The following is a 22,453-nucleotide window of genomic DNA, read 5'->3' on the forward strand; positions in this document are numbered from 1 at the left end:
GACAAGCCGCGGTGAACTGCGGCGATTCAGGGCTTGGCGGGCAGATAGGGATGCTCGGTCGGCAGCCCGAGGTCGGACGGGAGCAGCGCGCCGATCCAGGCGTCCCTGCGAATGCCCTTGTTCACGATTCCGGAGCGCTGGGTGCCCTCCAGGACGAAGCCGGCTTTCTCGGCCACCGCGCGTGACGCCGTGTTGCCGACCTCGGCGCGCCATTCCAGGCGCTCCACTCCGACGGTGGTGAAGACCCAGTGGGCGAGGGCCAGCACCGACTCGGTGACGTAGCCGCGGCCGCGGTAGCCCGCCGCCGCCCAGAAGCCGATCTCCGCGGTGTCGCTCTGCTCGCGCCTGACCGTGGAGACCGCAGCGACCAGCTCGGCGCCGCCCCGGGTGAGCACGGCGAAGGAATGGACGGTGCCCGAGCGCCAGCCGTCCGGTGCCTGCCGGCCGACGAAGCTCTCCGCGTGCCAGCGCTCGTACGGGGAAGGAATCGTCGTCCAGCGCTGGATGCCGGGGTCCTGGCACGCCAGGAGGACGGCATCGGTGTCGGCCTGCTCGAAGGGGCGCAGGAGCAGCCGCTCGGTGGTGAGGATGACGGGCTTCATCGGCCGATTCTCGGCTCATCGGCCGCCCGGCCACCAGACCTTTTCGGGGGAGCCCGGCACCTTCCGGGCGTCCCGGCCGTTCTCTTTGCGGGTGACAGTGGGCCTTCCTGCCGGCGGACCTCCCGGCGTGGCGAGGTCCTCGCTTACGATGGCCGTTGCGGTGGGGCCCACCTGCCGTGCCCGCGTACCTCCAGTGCACAGGCCCGACCGGCAAGGAGACCAACCTCAGTGTCCGTCTTCAACAAGCTCATGCGTGCAGGCGAAGGCAAGATCCTGCGCAAACTGCACCGCATCGCGGACCAGGTGAAGTCCATCGAAGAGGACTTCGTGAACCTCTCCGACGCCGAGTTGCGGGCGCTCACCGACGAGTACAAGGAGCGGTTCGCCGACGGCGAAAGCCTGGACGATCTGCTCCCCGAGGCATTCGCGACCGTTCGCGAAGCTGCCAAGCGTGTTCTCGGTCAGCGCCATTACGACGTTCAGATGATGGGTGGCGCCGCCCTGCATCTTGGCTATGTCGCGGAGATGAAGACCGGTGAGGGCAAGACCCTCGTCGGCACGCTCCCCGCCTATCTGAACGCTCTGTCCGGCAAGGGCGTCCACCTGATCACGGTGAACGACTACCTGGCCGAGCGCGACTCCGAAATGATGGGCCGGGTCCACAAGTTCCTCGGTCTTGAGGTTGGCTGCATCCTCGCCAACATGTCGCCCGCGCAGCGCCGTGCGATGTACGCCTGCGACGTCACGTACGGCACGAACAACGAATTCGGCTTCGACTATCTGCGCGACAACATGGCCTGGTCCCAGGACGAGCTCGTCCAGCGAGGCCACAACTTCGCGATTGTCGACGAGGTCGACTCGATCCTGGTCGACGAGGCACGTACGCCGTTGATCATTTCGGGACCGGCCGACCAGGCCACCAAGTGGTACGGCGACTTCGCCAAGCTGGTCACCCGGCTGAAGAGGGGCGAGCCGGGCAATCCGCTCAAGGGCCTTGAGGAGACCGCCGACTACGACGTCGACGAGAAGAAGCGCACGGTCGCCATTCACGAGCCGGGCGTCGCCAAGGTCGAGGACTGGCTGGGTATCGACAACCTCTACGAGTCGGTGAACACCCCCCTCGTCGGATACCTGAACAACGGCATCAAGGCCAAGGAACTCTTCAAGAAGGACAAGGACTACGTCGTCATCGACGGCGAAGTCATGATCGTCGACGAGCACACCGGCCGTATCCTCGCCGGCCGCCGCTACAACGAGGGCATGCACCAGGCGATCGAGGCGAAGGAAGGGGTGGACATCAAGGACGAGAACCAGACCCTCGCCACGATCACCCTGCAGAACTTCTTCCGCCTCTACGGCAAGCTCTCCGGCATGACTGGTACGGCCATGACCGAGGCCGCGGAGTTCCACCAGATCTACAAGCTGGGCGTCGTGCCGATCCCGACGAACCGGCCGATGGTCCGCGCCGACCAGTCCGACCTGATCTACCGCACCGAGGTCGCGAAGTTCGCCGCGGTCGTCGACGACATCGCGGAGAAGCACGAGAAGGGCCAGCCGATCCTGGTCGGCACCACCTCGGTCGAGAAGTCCGAGTACCTCTCGCAGCAGCTCTCCAAGCGCGGTGTCCAGCACGAGGTCCTCAACGCCAAGCAGCACGACCGTGAGGCGCCGATCATCGCCCAGGCCGGCCGCAGGGGCGCCGTCACCGTCGCCACGAACATGGCCGGTCGCGGTACCGACATCAAGCTCGGCGGCAACCCGGACGACCTCGCCGAGGCGGAGCTGCGCCAGCGCGGCCTCGACCCGGAGGAGCACATCGAGGAGTGGGCCGCGGCCCTGCCCGCCGCGCTGGAGAAGGCCGAGCGGGCCGTCAAGGCCGAGTTCGAAGAGGTCAAGGACCTCGGCGGGCTCTATGTGCTGGGTACCGAGCGGCACGAGTCGCGCCGTATCGACAACCAGCTGCGCGGCCGTTCCGGACGTCAGGGCGACCCGGGTGAGTCCCGCTTCTACCTGTCCTTGGGCGACGACCTGATGCGCCTGTTCAAGGCCGCGATGGTCGAGCGCGTGATGGCCATGGCCAACGTCCCCGACGACGTACCCATCGAGAACAAGATGGTGACGCGCGCGATCGCGTCCGCCCAGTCGCAGGTCGAGCAGCAGAACTTCGAGACCCGTAAGAACGTCCTGAAGTACGACGAGGTCCTCAACCGGCAGCGCGAGGTCATCTACGGCGAGCGCCGCCGGGTTTTGCAGGGCGAGGACCTGCACGACCAGGTGCGTCACTTCATGGACGACACGATCGACGCCTACATCCAGGCGGAGACCGTCGAGGGCTTCGCGGAGGAGTGGGACCTCGACCGGCTGTGGGGCGCGTTCAAGCAGCTCTACCCGGTGAAGGTCACCGTCGAGGAGCTTGAGGACGCGGCGGGCGACCGTGCGGGCATCACCGCCGAGTTCATCGGTGAGTCCATCAAGGACGACATCTATGAGCAGTATGCCGAGCGTGAGTCGGAGCTGGGTTCCGACATCATGCGTGAGCTGGAGCGCCGCGTGGTGCTTTCCGTGCTGGACCGCAAGTGGCGCGAGCACCTCTACGAGATGGACTATCTCCAGGAGGGCATCGGCCTGCGCGCGATGGCCCAGAAGGACCCGCTGGTCGAGTACCAGCGTGAGGGCTTCGACATGTTCAACGCGATGATGGACGGCATCAAGGAAGAGTCCGTCGGCTACCTGTTCAACCTGGAGGTCCAGGTCGACCAGCAGGTCGAGGAAGTCCCCGTGCAGGACTCCTCCGAGAAGACGTCGCTGGCCAAGAAGGACGCCCGTCCGGAGATCAGGGCCAAGGGCCTGGACGCTCCGCAGCGGCCCGACCGGCTGCACTTCTCCGCTCCCACGGTGGACGGGGAGGGCGGCATCGTGGAGGGCGACTTCCAGGACGACGACGGGGCCGACCGTTCCGAGGCGGACGGCACGACCCGGGCCGAGCGGCGCAAGGCGCAGAAGAGCGGCGGCCGCCGCCGCAAGAAGTAGCAGCGGGCGGGTAGTACGCACGAGGCTCCGGCGGCTCCACGGCCGCCGGGGTCCCACCTGGCCGGGGCCGGACACCGCATGGGTGTCCGGCCCCGGCCGCGTGTGGGGGTGTGGTGCCCCTTCCGTGCTCCTGCGTGCCTGTGCCTGCGCGTGTGGGTGTGTGTGGCTCTGTCTCCGGGCTGCCTCTAGCTAGGCGCGTGCTCGGGCCGCGCCCACCGGGTCGCCGCCCAGCTCCACGGCGGCGCAGCGCCAGCGGAGATCGGCCCCCTGCTCCAGCCGGAACGCCATCGCCCGCACCTGCTCGCCGGCCGCGATGCTGGCGAACGCCTCGACCACGCCCGGGCGGGGGTGGAAGCCGCCGCAGTTGCGTACGACGGGCAGGGCGCCCCGGGTCCTCAGCGGTGTGCGGGGGGCGAGCTGCACCAGCTGCTCGTAGGCCTCGCCGATGGTGTGCCCGAGCATCCAGTGCACCGGGCGCCGGCCGCTGAGTACCGCCAGCAGGCGCTCCGCGAACATTTCGTGCGGGGTGGTGGGGCGAGGGCGCGGCCGAGGCTGCTGCCGGAGGGTCGTGGGTGTGGGTGTGCCGGGCCTGCGCTGATCGCTGCGTCCCTGCGGCCGGGTCCTGTCCTTGCTCATCTCTGCCCCGCTCTGCCGTGCCCGATGACGTACCGGGCAGTAACTTCTGCTGTGGATCTTTTACGGGGGGAGCGGGGTCACGAGCAAGGCGCGCAAATCGCTGCGACGGGGACCGGCAGGATCACCTATCCGAGTGACCGCCGGGCGGTACGGGGCGGCGGGCGGCCCGTGAGTGGTCCCTCGGGTGGACGCCGCGGGGGCCGGGACGGGCACCCCGAAAGGGGACGCCATACGTATCCTTGGGTCCGTCTCCCCGACTACGAAAGTGGCCTGCCATGCGCGTCTACGTCCCCCTGACCCTTCCCGGTCTCGCTGAGGCGCACAAGGCGGGCGAGCTGGGCCCCGGCCCGCTGGCCGCCTATGCCGTGACGCCGGGCCTGCGCGAGTGGTACGTCTCGGACGACATCGAGGAGCTTGAGTACGCGGCGCTGAGCCGGGCCGCCGCCGCGTCGCTGCGGCTGCTGGCCGGAGACCCGGACGCGGCGCGGCGCCGGGTCGTCGTTGCCCTCGACGTACCGGACGAGGACGCGGTCGCCGACCCCGACCGGGGGCTGGACGCCACCGCCATCGGCGAGGTGCGACTGCCGGCCGCGGTGCCGCTCAAGAAGGCGGCGGCGGTGCATGTCGACTCCGACGATGCCGACGCGGATGTGACGGCGGCTGCCGGGGCGCTGGGGGCGGCGGACCATGGGGACGACGACGCGCAGTTCACGGTGGACGGGGCGGAGGACCACGTACTGCTGTGGTTCGGTGTACAGGAGATCCCGAACTTGGTTGCCTGATTGCCTGGTTGCTTGGTCGTCCGGGCGGAACCGGATCGCGTTGTGGGGCTGCAATGTCATACCTGATGGGTACCGTCTTGTCATGGGGAAGCACATGACGACGCACTTGGTCTGGGACTGGAACGGCACACTGCTCGACGACATCTCGGCGGTCATCGGGGCGACGAACGCCGCGTTCGCCGAGATCGGCCTGGAGTCGATCACGCTGGCGCGGTACCGGGAGCTGTACTGCGTACCGATTCCGCTCTTCTACGAGCGGTTGATGGGGCGGCTGCCGACGGACGAGGAGTGGGAGGTCATGGACGAGGCCTTCCACCGGCACTACACCGCGTATCGCATCGGGTGCGCGCTGACCGAGGGCGTCGAGGAGCTGCTGCGCGAATGGCGGTCGGCGGGCCGCAGCCAGTCGCTGCTGAGCATGTACGGCCACGAGGAACTGGTCCCGGTGGTGCGGGGATACGGGATCGAACCGCACTTCGTACGGGTCGAGGGGCGGACCGGCCCGTCGGGCGGCAGCAAGGCGGCGCACATGGCACGCCATCTCGCGGCGCTGTGCGATGTCGGGCCGGAGGGGGTGGTTGTGATCGGCGACACGGTCGACGATGCGGTGGCGGCGGCGCATGTCGGAGCGAGAGCGGTGCTTTATACCGGAGGCTCGCACAGCAGGGGCAGCCTGGAGGTGGCGGGGGTGCCGGTGGTGGACACGCTCGCCGAAGCGGTGCTGCTGGCGCAGCGCATGCGGGTCTGAGCGGGGCGTGCGGGCCGGGATGGAGCCGAGGTGGTGCGGTGGGCGGCTCGGTCGGTCTGTTGGTCTCGGACGCCGACCGGGCCTGCAGCCACCCCTCACGGAACCTGACCCCTTACCGAGCCTGGCCCCTCACCGAACCTGGACTGGATCGGCCTGAATCTGCCTCGCCGTCGCAGGATGGCTGGGTTTCAGCCTGCATGTCAGGTCACCCGCTTCAGGTCACCCGCGTCACGTCACCCACTTCAGCTCACCGGGCTCTTCGCGCGCAGGGCCGTGAGGAACTCGCGCATCCAGCTTGAGTGGTCCGGCCAGGCGCGGGCCGAGACCAGCGTGCCGTCGACGACCGTCTCGGCGTCCTGGAAGGTCGCCCCGGCGGCCTGCATGTCGAGTTCCAGGGCCGGATAGGCGGTGACCCGGCGGCCGGCCAGGCCGCCGATGGCCGCCGTCAGCAGTGGGCCGTGGCAGATCTGGGCCACCGGCTTGTCCGAGTCGAAGAACGCCTTGAGGATCTTGCGGAGCTCCCCGTCGTTGCGCAGGTACTCGGGAGCCCGCCCCCCGGGGATCACCAGCGCGACGTACTGGCCGGGGTCCACCTCGGAGAAGGCCAGGTCGGCGGGGAAGGTGTAGCCGGGCTTTTCCGTGTATGTGTCGAAGCCCGGTTCGAAGTCGTGGACCACGAACTGGAGCTTCTTGCGCGCCGGGGCCGCGATGTGCACCTCGTACCCCTCCTCGCGCAGACGTTGGTAGGGGTAGAGGACCTCCAATGACTCCGCCGCGTCGCCGGTCACGATGAGGATCTTCGGTGGCATGACTGGTCTCCCTGCTCGGCTGTGCCGTCCCGGTGTTCTGTCCGGGTTTTGCGTCCCGGCCGTCCCGGTAAACGTGTCGCGCGGAGCGCGATTTGCCAAGATGCGGCGCGGGACTCGGCGGGCGGAGGCCGTCGCAGCGGTCCGAAGCCGGTGAGGCGACCCCGCGCCGAGCGGTGCGAGGAGCGCGTTGGAGAGGGTCGGAGAGGGTCGGAGAGGGTCGGAGAAGGTTACTCGGCGGTTCGAGGCCGTCGGGAGGTGAGGAGTACGTCACAGGGAGGGGCGCCCGTGGCCGGTTTTGCCTAGGGAGCGTGCGCCTCTGTCCAGACTGGCAGACTTCGCGGCCGGTTTTGTACATGGACCGGACATGACGGGGCCCCGGTGCAGGGCGATAGCCTGGTCGCGTGATCAGCGCGATAGTCCTCGGGGGCAGTGAAGCCCCCGGTATGCGCCCGGAGCACTACCGTGCCCGGGCCTTCGCTGATCCCCAAATCCCGGGCCTGCCGCCAAAAATGGCCAATTGCGCCTCGGGTATCTCTCCGCGGCATAACGTCGACTACGACCGGACACCCCGCGTCGTGGCGTTGTGTCACCTTCTTCACCACCTACGTCACGCAACGGCGCGCGACAGGAGCCAGAGGACATGCAGACCAAGCTGGACGAAGCAAAAGCCGAGCTGCTCGCACGGGCGGCACGGGTAGCTGAGAACAGCCCGGCCGGGGGACAACTTCCGACTGGGTCGACGAGCGAGGGCAGCCCGGACCGGGAGACGCTCCTCGCGTACCTCCAGCGCTACTACCTGCACACGGCCCCCGAGGATCTGGCAGACCGCGACCCGGTCGACGTATTTGGTGCGGCACTCTCGCACTACCGGCTGGCGGAGAACCGCCCGCAGGGCACCGCCAACGTCCGGGTGCACACTCCGACCGTCGAAGAGAACGGCTGGACCTGCAGCCACTCGGTCGTCGAGGTCGTCACCGACGACATGCCCTTCCTTGTCGACTCAGTCACCAATGAACTTTCCCGCCAGGGCCGCGGCATCCATGTCGTGATCCATCCCCAGGTCGTCGTACGCCGTGACGTGACCGGCAGGCTGATCGAGGTCCTCACGGCGGAGGCGGGGCGCGGCAAGCTCCCGCACGACGCGGTCACCGAGTCCTGGATCCATGTCGAGGCCGACCGCGAGACGGACCGCTCCGACCTCAAGCAGATCACCGTCGATCTGCTGCGCGTCCTGTCCGACGTCCGCGAGGCCGTCGAGGACTGGGAGAAGATGCGCGACTCCGCGCTGCGCATCGCGGAAAACCTGCCGAGCGAGCCCGCCGCCGACGACCTGCGCGAGCAGGAGGTCGAGGAGGCCCGTGAGCTGCTGCGCTGGCTCGCCGACAACCACTTCACCTTCCTCGGATACCGCGAGTACGAGCTGACCGACAGCGACGCGCTCGCCGCCGTCCCGGGCACCGGACTTGGCATCCTGCGCTCCGACCCGCACCACAGCGGCGACGAGACGCACCCGGTGAGCCCGTCCTTCAGTCGGCTGCCCGCGGACGCCCGCGCCAAGGCCCGTGAGCACAAGCTCCTCATCCTGACGAAGGCCAACAGCCGCTCGACCGTGCACCGGCCGAGCTACCTCGACTACGTCGGCGTGAAGAAGTTCGACACCGAGGGCAATGTCGTCGGTGAAAGGCGCTTCCTCGGCCTCTTCTCCTCCGCCGCGTACACCGAGTCCGTGCGCCGCGTCCCGGTGATCCGCCGCAAGGTCGCCGAGGTCCTCGAAGGCGCGGGCTTCTCGCCCAACAGCCACGACGGCCGCGACCTGCTCCAGATCCTGGAGACATACCCGCGCGACGAGCTCTTCCAGACGCCCGTCGACCAGCTCCGGGCGATCGTGACGTCCGTCCTGTACCTCCAGGAGCGCCGCCGGCTGCGGCTGTACCTGCGTCAGGACGAGTACGGGCGCTACTACTCGGCGATCGTTTATCTGCCCCGTGACCGCTACACCACCGGTGTCCGGCTGCGGTTGATCGACATTCTCAAGGAGGAGCTCGGCGGCATCAGCGTCGACTTCACCGCTTGGAACACCGAGTCGATCCTTTCCCGGCTGCACTTCGTGGTCCGTGTCCCGGCCGGCACCGAGCTGACCGGGCTCACCGACACCGACACCGAGCGCATCGAGGCCCGCCTCGTGGAGGCCGCCCGCTCCTGGGCGGACGGTTTCGCCGAGGCCATGAACGCCGAGTGCGGCGAGGAGCGCGCCGCCGAGCTGCTGCGCCGGTACGGACACGCCTTCCCCGAGGGCTACAAGGCCGACCACTCGCCGCGTTCCGCCGTCGCCGACCTGGTCCACCTGGAGCAACTCACCCACGGCCGCAACGACTTCGCGCTGTCCCTGTACGAGCCGGTGGGCGCCGGTCCCAACGAGCGCCGCTTCAAGATCTACCGGATCGGTGAGCAGGTCTCGCTGTCCGCCGTCCTGCCGGTGCTCCAGCGGCTCGGCGTCGAGGTCGTCGACGAGCGCCCCTACGAACTGCGCTGCGCAGACCGCACGCACGCATGGATCTACGACTTTGGCCTGCGCATGCCCAAGCCGAGCGGCAACGGCAGCAACGGCGACTACCTCGCCGACGACGCGCGGGCACGGTTCCAGGACGCCTTCGCCGCCGTGTGGACGGGACAGGCCGAGAACGACGGCTTCAACTCCCTGGTCCTGAGCGCCGGGCTGAACTGGCGTCAGGCGGTGGTGCTGCGCGCGTACGCGAAGTACCTGCGCCAGGCCGGTTCGACCTTCAGCCAGGACTACATGGAGGACACCCTCCGCAGCAACGTCCACACCACCCGGCTGCTGATCTCCCTCTTCGAGGCGCGGATGTCGCCGGGCCGTCAGCGTGCGGGCACCGAGCTGACCGACGGGCTCCTGGAGGAGCTGAACGGCGCGCTCGACCAGGTCGTCTCGCTCGACGAGGACCGGATCCTGCGGTCCTTCCTCACCGTCATCAAGGCGACGCTGCGCACCAGCTTCTTCCAGAAGACGAAGACCGGCGAGCCGCACAGTTACGTCTCGATGAAGTTCGACCCGAGGGCCATCCCGGATCTGCCCGCGCCCCGCCCGGCGTACGAGATCTGGGTGTACTCGCCGCGCGTCGAGGGCGTCCACCTGCGCTTCGGCAAGGTCGCCCGCGGTGGCCTGCGCTGGTCCGACCGCCGTGAGGACTTCCGTACGGAGGTGCTCGGCCTGGTCAAGGCGCAGATGGTGAAGAACACCGTCATCGTGCCGGTCGGCGCCAAGGGCGGCTTCGTCGCCAAGAATCTGCCGGACCCGTCCGTGGACCGCGACGCCTGGCTGGCCGAGGGCATCGCCTCGTACAAGACCTTCATCTCGGCGCTGCTCGACATCACCGACAACATGGTGGCGGGCGAGGTCGTACCGCCGAAGGACGTCGTACGCCACGACGAGGACGACACGTATCTGGTCGTCGCCGCCGACAAGGGCACCGCGACGTTCTCCGACATCGCCAACGAGATCGCCGTCGCGTACAACTTCTGGCTCGGTGACGCCTTCGCGTCGGGCGGCTCGGTCGGCTACGACCACAAGGGCATGGGCATCACGGCGCGCGGCGCCTGGGAGTCCGTCAAGCGGCACTTCCGCGAGCTCGGCCACGACAGCCAGAACGAGGACTTCACGGTCGTCGGCGTCGGGGACATGTCCGGTGACGTCTTCGGCAACGGCATGCTGCTCAGCGAGCACATCAGGCTGATCGCCGCCTTCGACCACCGGCACATCTTCATCGACCCGAACCCGGACGCGGCGCTGTCCTACGCCGAGCGCCGCCGTCTCTTCGACCTGCCGCGCTCCTCGTGGGCCGACTACAACACCTCGCTGCTCTCGGCGGGCGGCGGCATCCACCCGCGCGGCGCCAAGTCGATCCCGATCAACGCGCATCTGCGCGAGGCACTCGGAATCGAGGCGGGTGTCAGCAAGATGACCCCGGCCGATCTGATGAAGGCGATCCTTCAGGCGCCGGTGGACCTGCTGTGGAACGGCGGCATCGGTACGTACGTGAAGTCCGTCGGCGAGTCGAACATCGACGTCGGCGACAAGGCGAACGACACCATCCGCGTCAACGGCGAGGACCTGCGGGCCAGGGTCGTCGGCGAGGGCGGCAACCTGGGCGCGACCCAGCTCGGCCGCATCGAGTTCGCGCGGGCCGGCGGCAGGATCAACACCGACGCCATCGACAACAGTGCGGGCGTGGACACCTCCGACCACGAGGTGAACATCAAGATCCTGCTCAACGCCCTCGTGGTGGACGGCGACATGACCGTCAAGCAGCGCAACAAGCTGCTCGCCGCGATGACCGACGAGGTCGGCACGCTGGTGCTGCGCAACAACTACGCGCAGAACGTGGCCCTGTCGAACGCCGTCGTGCAGGCGCCCTCGCTGCTCCACGCCCACCAGCGCTTCATGCGCAGGCTGAGCCGCGACGGGCATCTCAACCGTGAGCTGGAGTTCCTGCCCACCGACCGGCAGATCCGCGAGCTGCTGAGCAACGGCCGCGGCCTGAGCCAGCCCGAGCTGGCCGTGCTCCTCGCGTACACCAAGATCACGGTGGCTGACGAGCTGATCCACACCGGCCTGCCGGACGACCCGCATCTGCGGGTCCTGCTGCACGAGTACTTCCCCGAGGCTCTGGGGGCGAAGTTCGCCGAGCAGATCGACACGCACGCGCTGCGCCGCGAGATCATCACGACTGTGCTGGTCAACGACACCGTGAACACCGGTGGTTCGACCTTCCTGCACCGCCTGCGGGAGGAGACCGGGGCCTCGATCGAGGAGATCGTACGGGCACAGTTCGCGGCCCGCGCGATCTTCGGGCTCAGCAAGGTCTGGGACGCTGTCGAGGCGCTCGACAACGTGGTCGCAGCCGATGTCCAGACCCGGATCCGGCTGCACTCGCGCCGTCTTGTCGAGCGCGGCACGCGCTGGCTGTTGGGCAACCGCCCGCAGCCGCTGGAGATCGGCGAGACCATCGAGTTCTTCCGCGAGGGAGTGGCGAAGGTCTGGGACGAGCTGCCGAAGATGCTGCGCGGCGCGGACCTGGAGTGGTACCAGGGGATCGTCGACGAGCTGACCGGGGCGGGTGTTCCTGAGGAGCTCGCGCTGCGGGTGGCCGGGTTCTCCTCGGCGTTCCCCGCGCTCGACATCGTGGCGATCGCGGAGCGGACCGACAAGTCTCCGATGGATGTCGCCGAGGTGTACTACGACCTCGCCGACCGGCTGTCCATCACCAAGCTGATGGACCGGATCATCGAGCTGCCGCGGGCCGACCGCTGGCAGTCCATGGCCCGCGCCTCCATCCGCGAGGACCTTTACGCGGCGCACGCCGGCCTGACGCAGGACGTGCTGTCCGTCGGCAACGGGACCTCGACGCCGGAGCAGCGCTTCAAGGCGTGGGAAGAGAAGAACGCGGCGATCCTGGGCCGCGCGCGCACCACACTGGAGGAGATCCAGGGCTCGGACGCCTTCGACCTGGCAAACCTGTCGGTCGCGATGCGGACGATGCGCACGATGCTGCGTACGCGCGTCTGATGTACGCGCGTCTGATCGGTACGTGACGGTGGTTTGTTCGTGACGGTGGTTGGTTCGTGACAGGGGCGCCCCGCACCGCAAGGTGTTGGGCGCCCCTGTTTACATCCGTGCGGCCGTGGTGGCCCGGAGCCGGTGGCAGGACAGGACGGCCGCGCCGAGCAGCAGTCCGTTGCGTACGACCATGAGCGCGCAGCCCAGTGGCGTACCCGTCACCACTTCTTCGTACAGCACCGGATAGACGAGCGAGCTGATCGCGGCGGCGGGCAGCAGCAGGGCCGCGACCGGGCGTTGGGAAGTGGCGCGCGAGGTGAGGCAGACCGCGGCCAGACCCAGCAGCCAGATCAGGTACTGCGGGCTGATTACCCGGCTGGTGACGGTGAACAGCAGCACGGCGCACAGGGCCGCATCGAAGGGCGTGGCGGTTGTCCAGCGCCGGGCCCTGACCCGCCACACCAGCAGCCAGCAGAAGGCGGCGGCCGTGCAGAGCAGCGACAGATGCGCGACGGTCGACACGTACGGCCCGGTGAACTCCATCGCCCCGTATCGGAAGGTGACCGTGCCCCGCCAGCCGATCAGTCGCGCGAGGGACAGTGCGGTGCCGCCCAGCGACTCGATCTGTACGCCCCTGCTGCCCTGTTGACGCAGAAAGTCGAGGGTGTGCGAGAAGGCGAGAGACAGGACGGCGAGCAGGGCGAGTGCGGCGAGGGCTGCGGACAGCCAGGCGTCCCGCGTGGAGCGGCCGCGCGGAGTGCCGAGCAGGGTGAGCGCCGGCCAGACCTTCACCAGTGCGCCCAGGGCGGCGAGCGCACCGCCGACGCGTGGCCGGGTGCGCATCGCGAGGAGTGCCAGTACGGCGAGGGCGGTGACCAGGACGTCGTACCGGACCAGGGGCAGATGCAGGAGCAGCGGCAGGGCGCACACCCACATCCACGCGCCCCCGGAACTCCGTCCGCGCCCCGCGCCCGCCCGTGCGAGTGCGACGGTGACGAGGGCGTCGCCGAGGAGGGTGAGGACCACAAAGGCCTGGAAGTAGGTCAGCCAGGGCAGCGCGGCGGGCGCGAGGATCACCAGCCCCGCGGCGGGCGGGTACTGCCACATGACGTCGTCGAACGGGAAGTCGCCGCGGGCCAGCTGCTCGTACCAGCGGTAGTAGATCCCGTGGACCTCGCCGCTGATGTCGCCGAGCTCGACGACGGCGCCGGAGAGCAGGACGAGCATGGCGAGCCGAGTGGTGAGCCAGACCGCGCCGAGGGCGCGTGAAGAGCGGCGTGCGCGGGGCTCTGGGTGGTGCGAGCCGGGGGCGGGGTCCGGGCCGAGAGCCCCGATCTGCTGGATCGTCATCCAGAGGGACTTTAGCCCTTTTTGCTATATTTGCTAGGCTTTGTGTGCGCCTCGTAGGCGGCGACGACGTCTTTCGCGGGCCCGTCCGTCCGTATCGCCCCTGCCTCCAGCCAGATCGCCCGGTCGCAGGTCTCGGTGATGGTCCTGTTGTTGTGGCTGACCAGGAAGACGGTGCCGGCCTGCTCCCGCAGCTCGGCGATCCTGGCCCGGCTGCGGCGCTGGAACTTCGCGTCGCCGGTGGCCAGCGCCTCGTCGATCAGCAGTACGTCGTGGCTCCTGGCGGCGGCGATCGAGAAGCGGAGCCTGGCGGCCATGCCCGAGGAGTACGTACGCATGGGCAGGGTGATGGAGTCCTCGCCCCGGTCGTTGATGCCGGAGAAGTCGACGATCCCTTCGTAGCGTTCACGGATCTGGCGACGCGTCATGCCCATCGCGAGGCCGCCGAGGATAATGTTGCGCTCACCCGTCAGGTCGTTCATCAGGGCGGCGTTGACGCCGAGCAGCGAGGGTTGGCCCTGGGTGTATACGTGGCCCTGTGCGGGTGGAAGCAGGCCGGCGACCGCCTTCAGGAGGGTCGATTTCCCGGACCCGTTGGAGCCGATGAGGCCGATGGCCTCGCCCTGGTGCGCGACGAAGGTGACGCCCCGGACGGCGTGCACTGTGCGTACGCCGGAGCGACCGCCGTGGACCTTGTAGGTGATGTGCACGTCGTCGGCGACGACGGTGGGGACGGATTCCTGAGCGGTGTGGTCAGCCACGGCCGTACGTCTCCTCTGCCTGCCAGAAGTAGATGAAGCCGCCCACGCCCGCGAGGAGCGCCCAGCCCACGGCTACGAGCCATACGTGCGGGGGTAGTTGGGCAGCGGTGAAGCTGTCGATGAGGGCGAAGCGCATCAGGTCGATGTAGACGGCCGCCGGATTGCACTCCAGTGCGACGAGCGCCAGGTGCGGCAGGTCGTTGTTGTGCAGGACATGGCCGATGCTCCACATGACGCCCGACACATACATCCAGGTGCGCAGGACGAACGGCATCAGCTGGGTGATGTCCGGGGTGGCGGAGGCCAGCCTGGCCATGACCATCGCCAGTCCCGTGTTGAACACCGACTGGAGCAGCAGTGCCGGGAGCGCGAGCAGCCAGGACGCGCGGGGGAGCTGTCCGAAGCAGACCAGGATCACCGACAGTACGGCCATGGAGAAGAGCAGCTGCTGAAGCTGCTGGAGGGCGTACGAGACGGGCAGCGTGGCGCGCGGGAAGTGCAGGGCCCGCACCAGGCCGAGGTTCGAGGTGAGGGAACGGGTGCCCGCCATGACCGAACTGCTGGTGAACGTCCAGACGAAGACGCCCGTGACCAGGAACGGGACAAAATCGGTGACGCCGTCCTTGGTGTGCAGCAGGACGCCGAAGACGAAGTAGTAGACCGTCGCGTTGAGCAGCGGGGTCATGATCTGCCAGATCTGGCCCAGCTTGGCCTGGCTGTACTGCGCGGTCAGCCGGGCGGTGGCGAACGCCATGACGAAGTGGCGCCGACCCCACAGACGGCGGGTGTACTCGGGCAGTGAGGGGCGCGCGCCGCTCACCGTCAGGCCGTGGCGGGCGGCTAGTTCCGCCAGGTTCGTCGGTGGAGTCGGTGGAGTCGGCGTGAGTTGTTCGGTCGGGGCGGGGGCTGCGGGTGGTGCGGTGAGGTTGGTCGGTGCGGGGTGGGCGGTCGGCAGGCTCACATCGGCGGCTTTCGACGGGGGACCGGGTCCGTACTGACGACGGGACGGGCCCGTATCGTCGTGACGCCGAGAGTAGATTGCGCCAACGTCGGAACGCAACCGTCTCGTCGTCACGTAAAAACGCTATGCTTCCTCGCATGACCTCACGCCGTGCGCCCGCCGGAGCCGCCGTGCTCAGGGAGGACGTGACCGATGCGATCCGTGCCGCCGTCTTCGACGAGCTGGCCGCCGTCGGCTTCGCCCGGATGTCGATCGAGGGGATCGCCCGCAGGGCCGGTGTCGGCAAGACGGCCGTCTACCGCCGCTGGAAGTCCAAGCTGGCGCTCGTGCTTGACCTGGTCTCCGCCGTCGCGTCCCAGGGGGTGCCCGCCCCTGCCACCGGTTCGCTGTACGAGGATGTACGCGCCCTCATCGAGGTCGCCTCGCACGCGCTGCGGCACCCGGTCGCCTCGCAGGTGATCCCGGACCTGCTCGTCGAGGCTGCGCGCAATCCCGAGATCGCCGACGCGATCAGGACGGCGCTGCTCGACGGCAGGCGGGGCGTGGCGGCCGGGGTCGTGCGGGACGCTGTCGAGCGCGGTGAACTGCCCGCGGGCGCCGATGTCGACCGGGCGCTCGACCTCATGATCGGCCCGCTGTACTGGCGGCTGGTGGTCGTGCGCACCGAGCTGCCCGACGGCTATCTGGACGACCTCGCGGCGTCCGCCGTAGCGGCTCTCAAGGCCTGATCAGGCTCGGACTGGCCGATCAGGTTCGGGTTGCCCGATCAGGTTCGGGCTGGCCGAGCGGCGGGTGGCCTCGGCCTCCGACGGCCTCAACGGTGTCCGGTCTCAACGGCGTCCGGCCGGGAGGAGGCCGGAGAGGTCGCGCCCGCGCTCGTGCCGGGGGCCCGCCGCCGGAACCGGCCTGCGGTCCTCCAGCGGCACGACGGGCGGCAGCGCGGCTGTCTCGCCGAGGAACACATGGCGTACGACGCGCTCGGCCGCCCGGCCGTCGTCGTACGCGCAGAAACGCGCCCGGAAGGCGGCCCGCAGCTGGGCCGAGCGGGAGCCGCGCCAGTGCCCGCTGGAGAAGATGTCGATCAGCTCGTCCTCGGTGCGGGCGATCGCGCCCGGGGGGAACTCGCGCAGGTCGAAATAGGTGCCGCGGGCGGCCTCGTACGCGTCCCAGTCGTCGGTGTGCACGACGATCGGGCGATCGAGGTTGGCGTAGTCGAACATCAGCGACGAGTAGTCCGTGATCAGAGCGTCGGCAGCCAGACAAAGCGTCTCCACCGAGGGGTGCCCGCTGACATCGATGATCCAGGGGGATTCACCCGATCGTGCGGAACGCGGAGGGGAGAACGGCACGTTGGAGGAGTAGAGGGCGCGATTGAGGATGACGACCCGGGGGCCCAGCGCGCGGGAGATTCGTTCGAGGTCGAGGAGCGGGCGCTGGTCGCGGCGGTAGTCGCGGTGCGTCGGGGCGTACAGCAGGGCGGTGAAGCCCTCGGGGATGCGGAGTGTGGAGCGCAGGCGGGCGACGTCGGTGGCGGTGGCGCGCTGGAAGACGTCGTTGCGGGGATGGCCGTATTCGAGCGTGGTGTAGCCCGAGGGGTATGCACGCTCCCAGACCAGAGAGGAGTGGCGATTGGCGGAGAGGCAGTAGTCCCACTTGTCGACGTCGTCGAGAAGGCGGGTGAAGTCGGTGGTGCCGGCGGCGGCCGGGTGGTCCTGGAGGTCGAGGCCCATCGACTTGAGCGGGGTGCCCTGCTGGGTCTGGAGGAGGACCTGGCCGGGGCGCTTGGCCAGCCGCGGGTCGAAGCCGACGTTGTTCACCAGGTACTTGGCGCGGGCCAGGGCCGTCCAGTGGGCGAAGGTGTCCGGCCGGATGGTGCGGGTGCCGGTGGGGACGGTGTGGTGGTGCTCCGGGGCGGCGATCCAGGAGGTGCGGATGTGCGGGGCGAGTTCGCGTACCTGCTCCTCGATCGCGGCGGGGTTGCAGGCGTAACCGGCGTGCGTGTGGGCGGTGAAGACCGCCTGGCCGGGGCGCAGCGGCAGGCGCAGCTGGACGCGGTAATGCAGCTGAAGGACGGCGGCGCGGACGGTGCGCCGGAGTGTCGAGGACCGGCGGCGGAGGGAGGAGCACAGTCGCAGGGCTGCCCGCAGCGCGCGGTGCAGACGGTGGCTGCCCAGCCGGACCGTCGTATGCCGCAGCCGGGTGCTCGGGCGCGGGGCGGTGCCCGGGGCGCGGTGGCGGCGGTAGTGGACGCGGGCCAGCCGGAAGAACTCGCCGTGGCTGCCGCGCGGCAGCTGCCCCCGGGTGGTGACCAGTGTGGTGAAGTGGTCGGCCATCCGCCGGAAGACCACCGGGCGCCAGTGGGCCAGTTCGGGGCGGGCGTCGATGAAGGCGAAGACTCGGTCGTACTGGCCGAAGACGTCGAAGTGCTCGCGTCCGGTGGCCGTGCCGCTGAGGCGGCCGGCGTGGCCGGCTGCGCCGATGACACGGGCTGCGCTGTCGCCGCCGTCGGTGCTTGCAGTACGGCCGGTGCTGCCCGTGCGGTTCGTGGTGCCCGCACTGCCCGTGGCCGTGGTGACGCTGCGCGCGTTGCCCGTGCTGCCCGTGCTGCCCTTGGTGGTGCCGCCACGGCGGCGCAGGCGGTGGTGTACGCATACCCGGTCCAGGACGGCGATCGAGTCGGCGGCCATCAGTGCCGGGTAGGTCCAGGGGACGTCCTCGTAGTGGCCGGGTGCGAAGGTGAAGCCCTCGCGTTCCACGAACTCACGGCTGTACGCCTTGTTCCAGACCACTGCAGGAAGCTTCAACAGGCCTGGACGGTCGGCGAGTTCGAAGGCGGCCGGACCCTCTTCGGCGAGCTGTGCGGCGTGCTCGTCGCGTACGGCCTCGCCCGACCAGTGCGTACGGGCGTGGTCGTAGACCAGGAGGTCGGGGCCGTCCGTCTCCTTGAGGCGGTCGGTGATGGCCTGGAGGGCGCCGGGGACAAGGGTGTCGGCGCCGTCGAGGAAGATCAGATAGTCGCCGGTCGCACGGGTGACTCCCGCGTTGCGGGCGGGGCCCGGCCCGGTGTTCCGCGTCAGACGCACGGCTGTGACCCGCTGGTCGCGGGCCGCGTACGTGTTGATGACCGCGCCGCCGGCGTCCGGCGAGCAGTCGTCCACCACGATCAGTTCGAGATCGTCGTAGCTCTGGGCCAGCACCGACTCCAGGCACTCCTCCAGATGCGCCTGGACCTTGTATGCGGGCACGATCACGCTGAACCGGGGCACGGCACATCCAGAGGGTCGACGTGGGCATCTACCTCAGGAACGGCCGAAGGAGTGAAGTGGTTACGCCGGACGTGGCATACGGGGGAAGAGCGCGGCTCGGCGGGCCCGGTATCGAAGAACCGGGCCCGCAGAGCCACCGCTGCGCATCGGGCTGCCGAACGGTCGTCGAACGGCCCTTGGCAGGCCGCTATTTGACCGCGCCAGCCATCACGCCGGACACGAACTGCCGCTGGAACGCGAAGAACACGATGAGCGGGATCACCATCGAGATGAAGGCGCCGGGCGCCAGGATGTCGATGTTGTTGCCGAACTGCCTTACCTGGCGCTGAAGTTCGACCGTGATCGGCGGATTGGCCGAGTCGGCGAAGATCAAGGCGATCAACATGTCGTTCCAGACCCACAGGAACTGGAAGATGCCGAGCGAGGCGATGGCAGGACCACCGAGCGGCATCACGACACGCGTGAACAGCCGGATCTCGCCTGCCCCGTCGAGCCGGGCCGCCTCCAGGAGCTCCTTGGGGATCTCCGCGAAGAAGTTCCGCAGGAGGAAGATCGCGAAAGGCAGTCCGAAGGCGACATGGAAGAGCACCACGCCCGCCGTGGTCTCGAAGAGACCGACCTCGCCGAAGAGCTTGGACACCGGGATCAGGGCGACCTGCACCGGAACCACCAGCAGGCCGACGACGACCAGGAACCACCAGTCGCGGCCGGGGAAGTCCATCCAGGCGAAGGCGTACCCGGCCAGTGCGCCGATCACTACGACCAGCACGGTCGACGGGACGGTGATCATGATCGTACTGAGCAGGGAGTCGGTGATGGCTTCGTTCTTGAGGAGATTGGAGTAGTTGTCGAAGGTGACCTCGGAGGGGCTGGTGAAGACCTTCCACCAGCCGCTCGACGCGATGTCGGTGGAGCTGCGCAGTGAGGAGAGCAGCAACCCGATCGTCGGCATCAGCCAGAACACCGCGACGAGGATGAGGAAGATCCGCATCACACCGCCACCCGCGCGGGCCGCGATCCGCGCCGGGAGGGGCATCTTCGCCTTCACACTTTCGCCACCCGTGGTGGTCATCGGCGTGCCTCCTTCCGCAAACGACGGACGTTGAACAGCATCACCGGGATCACCAGGAGCAGCAGCAGTACGGCGATCGCGCTGCCCACGCCGAGGTCGGCATCGGTGCCGAACGACGAGCGGTAGAGCTGGAGCGCCAGTACGTTCGCGTCGTCCTGGGACGAGCCCGGCGCGATGATGAAGACCAGGTCGAAGATCTTCAGCACATTGATCATCAGGGTGACCAGTACCACCGCGAGCACGGGTGCCAGCAGTGGCACGGTGATGCGGCGGAAGACCTGCCACTCATTGGCGCCGTCGACCCGGGCGGCTTCGAGCAGCTCACGCGGCAGTCCGGCGAGCCCGGCCGCGATCAGTACCATCGCGAATCCGGCCCACATCCAGACGTAGCTGCCGATGATGGCCGGTGTCACCAGATTCGGGCCGAGCCAGTCGACTCCGTTGAACGGTTCGTGGAAGTTCGATTCGGGCAGGCGCAGTTCGGCGCCGTCCGCCTTCGACGAGAGCGTGAATGTGCCGTCGGCGCCGGCCTGGGTGGAATCGACGACCTTGCCGTCCTTGACCGCTTCGATCTTGAGGCCCTTGAGGCCCAGCTCCCTGGCGTCGATGGCGTTGGGCTTGCCACCGCCGCCCCTGGTGAAGTCCAGCCAGGCGGTGCCGCTCACCTGGTCCGGCGAGACCTTGGCGGGCGCGGCGATCTTCGCGTCGCCGGGCATCTTGGCCGGTGCGACGCCCACCAGCGGCAGGTTGACCTGCTCGCCCGCGCTCACGGTCTGTTTGGTGACGAAGGTCCCGCCGCCGCCCGCCTTGAGCGGATGGATCGGCAGGGGGCGCGCCTTGGGATAGCCGGCCGATTCGGCGAAGGCGTCATGGGCGGTCACCGCGACGGCGTTGGCGACCCCGCGCTCCGGATCCTGCTCGTACACCAGCCGGAAGATGATGCCTGCCGCGAGCATCGAGATGGCCATCGGCATGAAGAGCAGCAGTTTGAAGGCCGTGCCCCAGCGGATGCGTTCGGTGAGGACGGCGAAGATCAGGCCGAGTGCGGTCGAGATGGTCGGGGCGAGGACCACCCAGATCATGTTGTTCTTGACGGCCGTCAGGATGGTGTCGTCCCGGAAGATCTCCACGTAGTTGTCGAAGGCGGCGAAGCTGTCGCCCGACTTGTCGAAGAAGCTTCGGTAGATCGAGTACCCGATCGGGTAGACCACGAGCGCGCCGAGCAGCAACAGGGCGGGCAGCAGAAAGCCGACCGCCATTGATTTGCGTGTGCCGGTCACGCTCTTGCGTTTGCCGTTGTCGGCGGGGGGCGGCGTCACTTTCGCGGCGCCCCCCGCGGTCGCTGACGTCACCGCGTCAGCTCTTGTAGGCCTTGGCCGCGTCGGTCTCCAGCTGCTGCTGGGTTCCCGCGATGTCCTTCGGGTTCTTCAGGAAGTCCTGAAGAGCTTTCCACTCACCCTTGCCGGGTGTGCCGCCGAACGACTGCGGGGCCTGGTCGGACATGTCGAAGCGGAACGAGTCGCCCGAGTCGACCAGGGCCTTGGCGATGTCGCGCATCACGTCGTTGGGGTACGCCGCCAGGTCCATCGACTTGTTGGGCGATACGAACCCGCCGGACCCGGCCGCGATCTTCGCGGCGTCCTCGGACGCGAGGAAGGTCATCAGCGCCTTGGCGCCCTTGGAGTCCTTCAGCGCCACTGCGACGTCGCCGCCGGTGACCACCGGGGCCTCGCTGCCGACCGCCGGGAAGGGGAACACCTTCGCGTCCGTACCGAGCTTGGCCTCGGTCTGCGCGATGTTGACCGCGACGAAGTCGCCCTCGAAGACCATCGCGCCCTTGGGCTGGTCGCCGCCGGTGAACGTCTGGGTGACGGACGCCGGGAACTCGGTGCCGAGAGCGCCCTCCTGGCCGCCCGCGATGAACTCCTTCTTGCCGAAGAGCTGACCGAGTGTGGTGAGCGCGTCCTTGACGGACGGGTCGGTCCACTTGATCTTGTGCTTGGCCAGCTGGTCGTACTTCTCCGGACCTGCCTGGGAAAGGTAGATGTTCTCGAACCAGTCGGTCAGCGTCCAGCCGTCCGCGCCGCCGATCGAGACCGGCGGGACACCGGACGCGGAGATCGTCTCGGCGGCGGTCAGGAATTCCTTCCAGGTCTTCGGCTCGGTCGCGCCCGCGTTCTCGAAGGCCGCCGTGTTGTACCAGATCAGGGACTTGTTGGCGGCCTTGTAATACACGCCGTACTGCTTGCCGTCGACGGCGGCGATGTCCTTCCAGCCCTTGGTGTAGTTCTTGTCGAGCTGCGCCTGGGTCGGGGCGTCGACGGGCGTGAGCCACTTGCGCTGGACGGCCTGCTTGAGGGCGCCCGGCTGCTGGAGCAGCGCCACGTCCGGGGGCTGGCCGCCGGAGATCTTCGTACCGAGGTAGTTGAGCATCGCGTCCTGGGTGGGGACGTAACTGACCGTCGCCCCGGTGCGCTTCTCGAACTCCTTGAGGACCTTGCTGAAGTTCTCCTGCTCGGGGCCGGTCCAGACCGCTACGACCTGGACCTTCTCGCCGTTCAGCTTGGGGAGCGTGACGCTGGACGCCGGCGACTTGGTGGCGTCCGCGCCTTCTTTGTCTCCGCCGTCCCCCTTGCCGTCGCCGCTGCACCCGGTGAGGGCGAGCGCGCCCGCGGCGATCACTGCCAGGGCGGCCCTTCGAGCCCTTCGGTCCCTATTCGTACGAAGAGTTGTGCGCATCTTTGCCCCGTCTCTGCCGTGCGCGTACGGACCGGCGCAGCTCTGACGGTGGCGGCGCCGATGCCGGTGTAGCTGTCCCGTGGGTCAGTCCTACGCCCGGTGGTCGGGGCTCGCAATAGTGCCTT

At 68.7% G+C, this 22,453-nt stretch carries 15 protein-coding genes; 5 read left to right on the forward strand and 10 right to left on the reverse strand.

The window, feature by feature from the left end:
• Positions 1–26: 26 nt before the first annotated feature.
• Positions 27–602, reverse strand: a complete 576-nt coding sequence (locus ABCR94_RS05400; RefSeq protein ID WP_347117859.1) for a GNAT family N-acetyltransferase — start codon at positions 600–602, stop codon at positions 27–29.
• A gap of 228 nt (positions 603–830) precedes the next feature.
• Here ABCR94_RS05400 and secA point away from each other — a divergent pair, with 228 nt between their 5' ends.
• Entirely contained in the window at positions 831–3,632 is a 2,802-nt protein-coding gene (secA, locus tag ABCR94_RS05405; RefSeq protein WP_347117861.1) for a preprotein translocase subunit SecA, read from the forward strand.
• 189 nt (positions 3,633–3,821) lie between these two features.
• Here secA and ABCR94_RS05410 read toward each other — a convergent pair whose 3' ends face one another.
• Entirely contained in the window at positions 3,822–4,268 is a 447-nt protein-coding gene (locus ABCR94_RS05410; RefSeq protein ID WP_347117862.1) for an Rv3235 family protein, read from the reverse strand.
• 275 nt (positions 4,269–4,543) lie between these two features.
• On the opposite strand from ABCR94_RS05410, the gene ABCR94_RS05415 reads away from it, so the two are divergent.
• Together ABCR94_RS05415 and ABCR94_RS05420 are read left to right on the forward strand one after the other, a co-directional pair.
• Positions 4,544–5,050: a DUF6912 family protein gene (locus tag ABCR94_RS05415; RefSeq protein ID WP_347117863.1), complete on the forward strand. Its 507-nt coding sequence runs from the start codon at positions 4,544–4,546 to the stop codon at positions 5,048–5,050.
• Between the two features lie 82 nt (positions 5,051–5,132).
• Positions 5,133–5,798, forward strand: a complete 666-nt coding sequence (locus tag ABCR94_RS05420) for an HAD family hydrolase (protein WP_347117864.1) — start codon at positions 5,133–5,135, stop codon at positions 5,796–5,798.
• Positions 5,799–6,040: 242 nt separating this feature from the next.
• Here ABCR94_RS05420 and ABCR94_RS05425 read toward each other — a convergent pair whose 3' ends face one another.
• Complete coding sequence (locus ABCR94_RS05425) at positions 6,041–6,607, reverse strand: DJ-1/PfpI family protein (protein WP_347117865.1); 567 nt, start codon at positions 6,605–6,607, stop codon at positions 6,041–6,043.
• Between the two features lie 640 nt (positions 6,608–7,247).
• Here ABCR94_RS05425 and ABCR94_RS05430 point away from each other — a divergent pair.
• Entirely contained in the window at positions 7,248–12,191 is a 4,944-nt protein-coding gene (locus ABCR94_RS05430; RefSeq protein WP_347117866.1) for an NAD-glutamate dehydrogenase, read from the forward strand.
• 99 nt (positions 12,192–12,290) lie between these two features.
• On the opposite strand, the gene ABCR94_RS05435 is transcribed toward ABCR94_RS05430, so the two are convergent.
• From ABCR94_RS05435 to ABCR94_RS05445, 3 genes are read right to left on the reverse strand one after another with little or no spacing between them, the layout of a single operon-like run.
• Entirely contained in the window at positions 12,291–13,532 is a 1,242-nt protein-coding gene (locus tag ABCR94_RS05435) for a glycosyltransferase 87 family protein (protein WP_521976215.1), read from the reverse strand.
• An 11-nt stretch (positions 13,533–13,543) separates the two neighbouring features.
• Positions 13,544–14,290 (reverse strand): ABC transporter ATP-binding protein, encoded by a 747-nt coding sequence (locus ABCR94_RS05440; RefSeq protein WP_347117867.1) that lies wholly within the window; start codon positions 14,288–14,290, stop codon positions 13,544–13,546.
• A complete protein-coding gene (locus tag ABCR94_RS05445) occupies positions 14,283–15,251 on the reverse strand; it encodes an ABC transporter permease (RefSeq protein WP_521976218.1) in 969 nt (322 codons plus the stop codon). The genes ABCR94_RS05440 and ABCR94_RS05445 overlap by 8 nt, the downstream gene beginning before the upstream one ends.
• Before the next feature lie 137 nt (positions 15,252–15,388).
• On the opposite strand from ABCR94_RS05445, the gene ABCR94_RS05450 reads away from it, so the two are divergent.
• Positions 15,389–15,979, forward strand: coding sequence for a TetR/AcrR family transcriptional regulator (locus tag ABCR94_RS05450; RefSeq protein WP_521976220.1), 591 nt, complete (start codon positions 15,389–15,391; stop codon positions 15,977–15,979).
• 102 nt (positions 15,980–16,081) lie between these two features.
• On the opposite strand, the gene ABCR94_RS05455 is transcribed toward ABCR94_RS05450, so the two are convergent.
• The 4 genes from ABCR94_RS05455 to ABCR94_RS05470 all read right to left on the reverse strand — a co-directional run bounded on the left by ABCR94_RS05455 (position 16,082) and on the right by ABCR94_RS05470 (position 22,328).
• Positions 16,082–18,517: a bifunctional glycosyltransferase/CDP-glycerol:glycerophosphate glycerophosphotransferase gene (locus ABCR94_RS05455; protein ID WP_347117870.1), complete on the reverse strand. Its 2,436-nt coding sequence runs from the start codon at positions 18,515–18,517 to the stop codon at positions 16,082–16,084.
• Positions 18,518–18,704: 187 nt separating this feature from the next.
• A complete protein-coding gene (locus ABCR94_RS05460) occupies positions 18,705–19,589 on the reverse strand; it encodes a carbohydrate ABC transporter permease (protein ID WP_347117871.1) in 885 nt (294 codons plus the stop codon).
• Complete coding sequence (locus tag ABCR94_RS05465) at positions 19,586–20,941, reverse strand: carbohydrate ABC transporter permease (RefSeq protein ID WP_521976223.1); 1,356 nt, start codon at positions 20,939–20,941, stop codon at positions 19,586–19,588. Before ABCR94_RS05465 ends, ABCR94_RS05460 begins: the two co-directional genes overlap by 4 nt.
• Before the next feature lie 4 nt (positions 20,942–20,945).
• Positions 20,946–22,328, reverse strand: a complete 1,383-nt coding sequence (locus ABCR94_RS05470) for an ABC transporter substrate-binding protein (protein WP_347117872.1) — start codon at positions 22,326–22,328, stop codon at positions 20,946–20,948.
• Positions 22,329–22,453: the final 125 nt, after the last annotated feature.

Source organism: Streptomyces changchenzhani, from assembly GCF_039766235.1.
Lineage (GTDB): Bacteria > Actinomycetota > Actinomycetes > Streptomycetales > Streptomycetaceae > Streptomyces.

Bases quoted from the DNA above. Each gene is read 5' to 3' on its own strand.
- ABCR94_RS05400 (WP_347117859.1), bottom strand. From the start codon at position 602: ATGAAGCCCGTCATCCTCACCACCGAGCGGCTGCTCCTGCGCCCCTTC.
- ABCR94_RS05410 (WP_347117862.1), bottom strand. From the start codon at position 4,268: ATGAGCAAGGACAGGACCCGGCCGCAGGGACGCAGCGATCAGCGCAGG.
- ABCR94_RS05415 (WP_347117863.1), top strand. From the start codon at position 4,544: ATGCGCGTCTACGTCCCCCTGACCCTTCCCGGTCTCGCTGAGGCGCAC.
- ABCR94_RS05420 (WP_347117864.1), top strand. From the start codon at position 5,133: ATGGGGAAGCACATGACGACGCACTTGGTCTGGGACTGGAACGGCACA.
- ABCR94_RS05425 (WP_347117865.1), bottom strand. From the start codon at position 6,607: ATGCCACCGAAGATCCTCATCGTGACCGGCGACGCGGCGGAGTCATTG.
- ABCR94_RS05430 (WP_347117866.1), top strand. From the start codon at position 7,248: ATGCAGACCAAGCTGGACGAAGCAAAAGCCGAGCTGCTCGCACGGGCG.
- ABCR94_RS05435 (WP_521976215.1), bottom strand. From the start codon at position 13,532: ATGACGATCCAGCAGATCGGGGCTCTCGGCCCGGACCCCGCCCCCGGC.
- ABCR94_RS05450 (WP_521976220.1), top strand. From the start codon at position 15,389: ATGACCTCACGCCGTGCGCCCGCCGGAGCCGCCGTGCTCAGGGAGGAC.
- ABCR94_RS05460 (WP_347117871.1), bottom strand. From the start codon at position 19,589: ATGACCACCACGGGTGGCGAAAGTGTGAAGGCGAAGATGCCCCTCCCG.
- ABCR94_RS05470 (WP_347117872.1), bottom strand. From the start codon at position 22,328: ATGCGCACAACTCTTCGTACGAATAGGGACCGAAGGGCTCGAAGGGCC.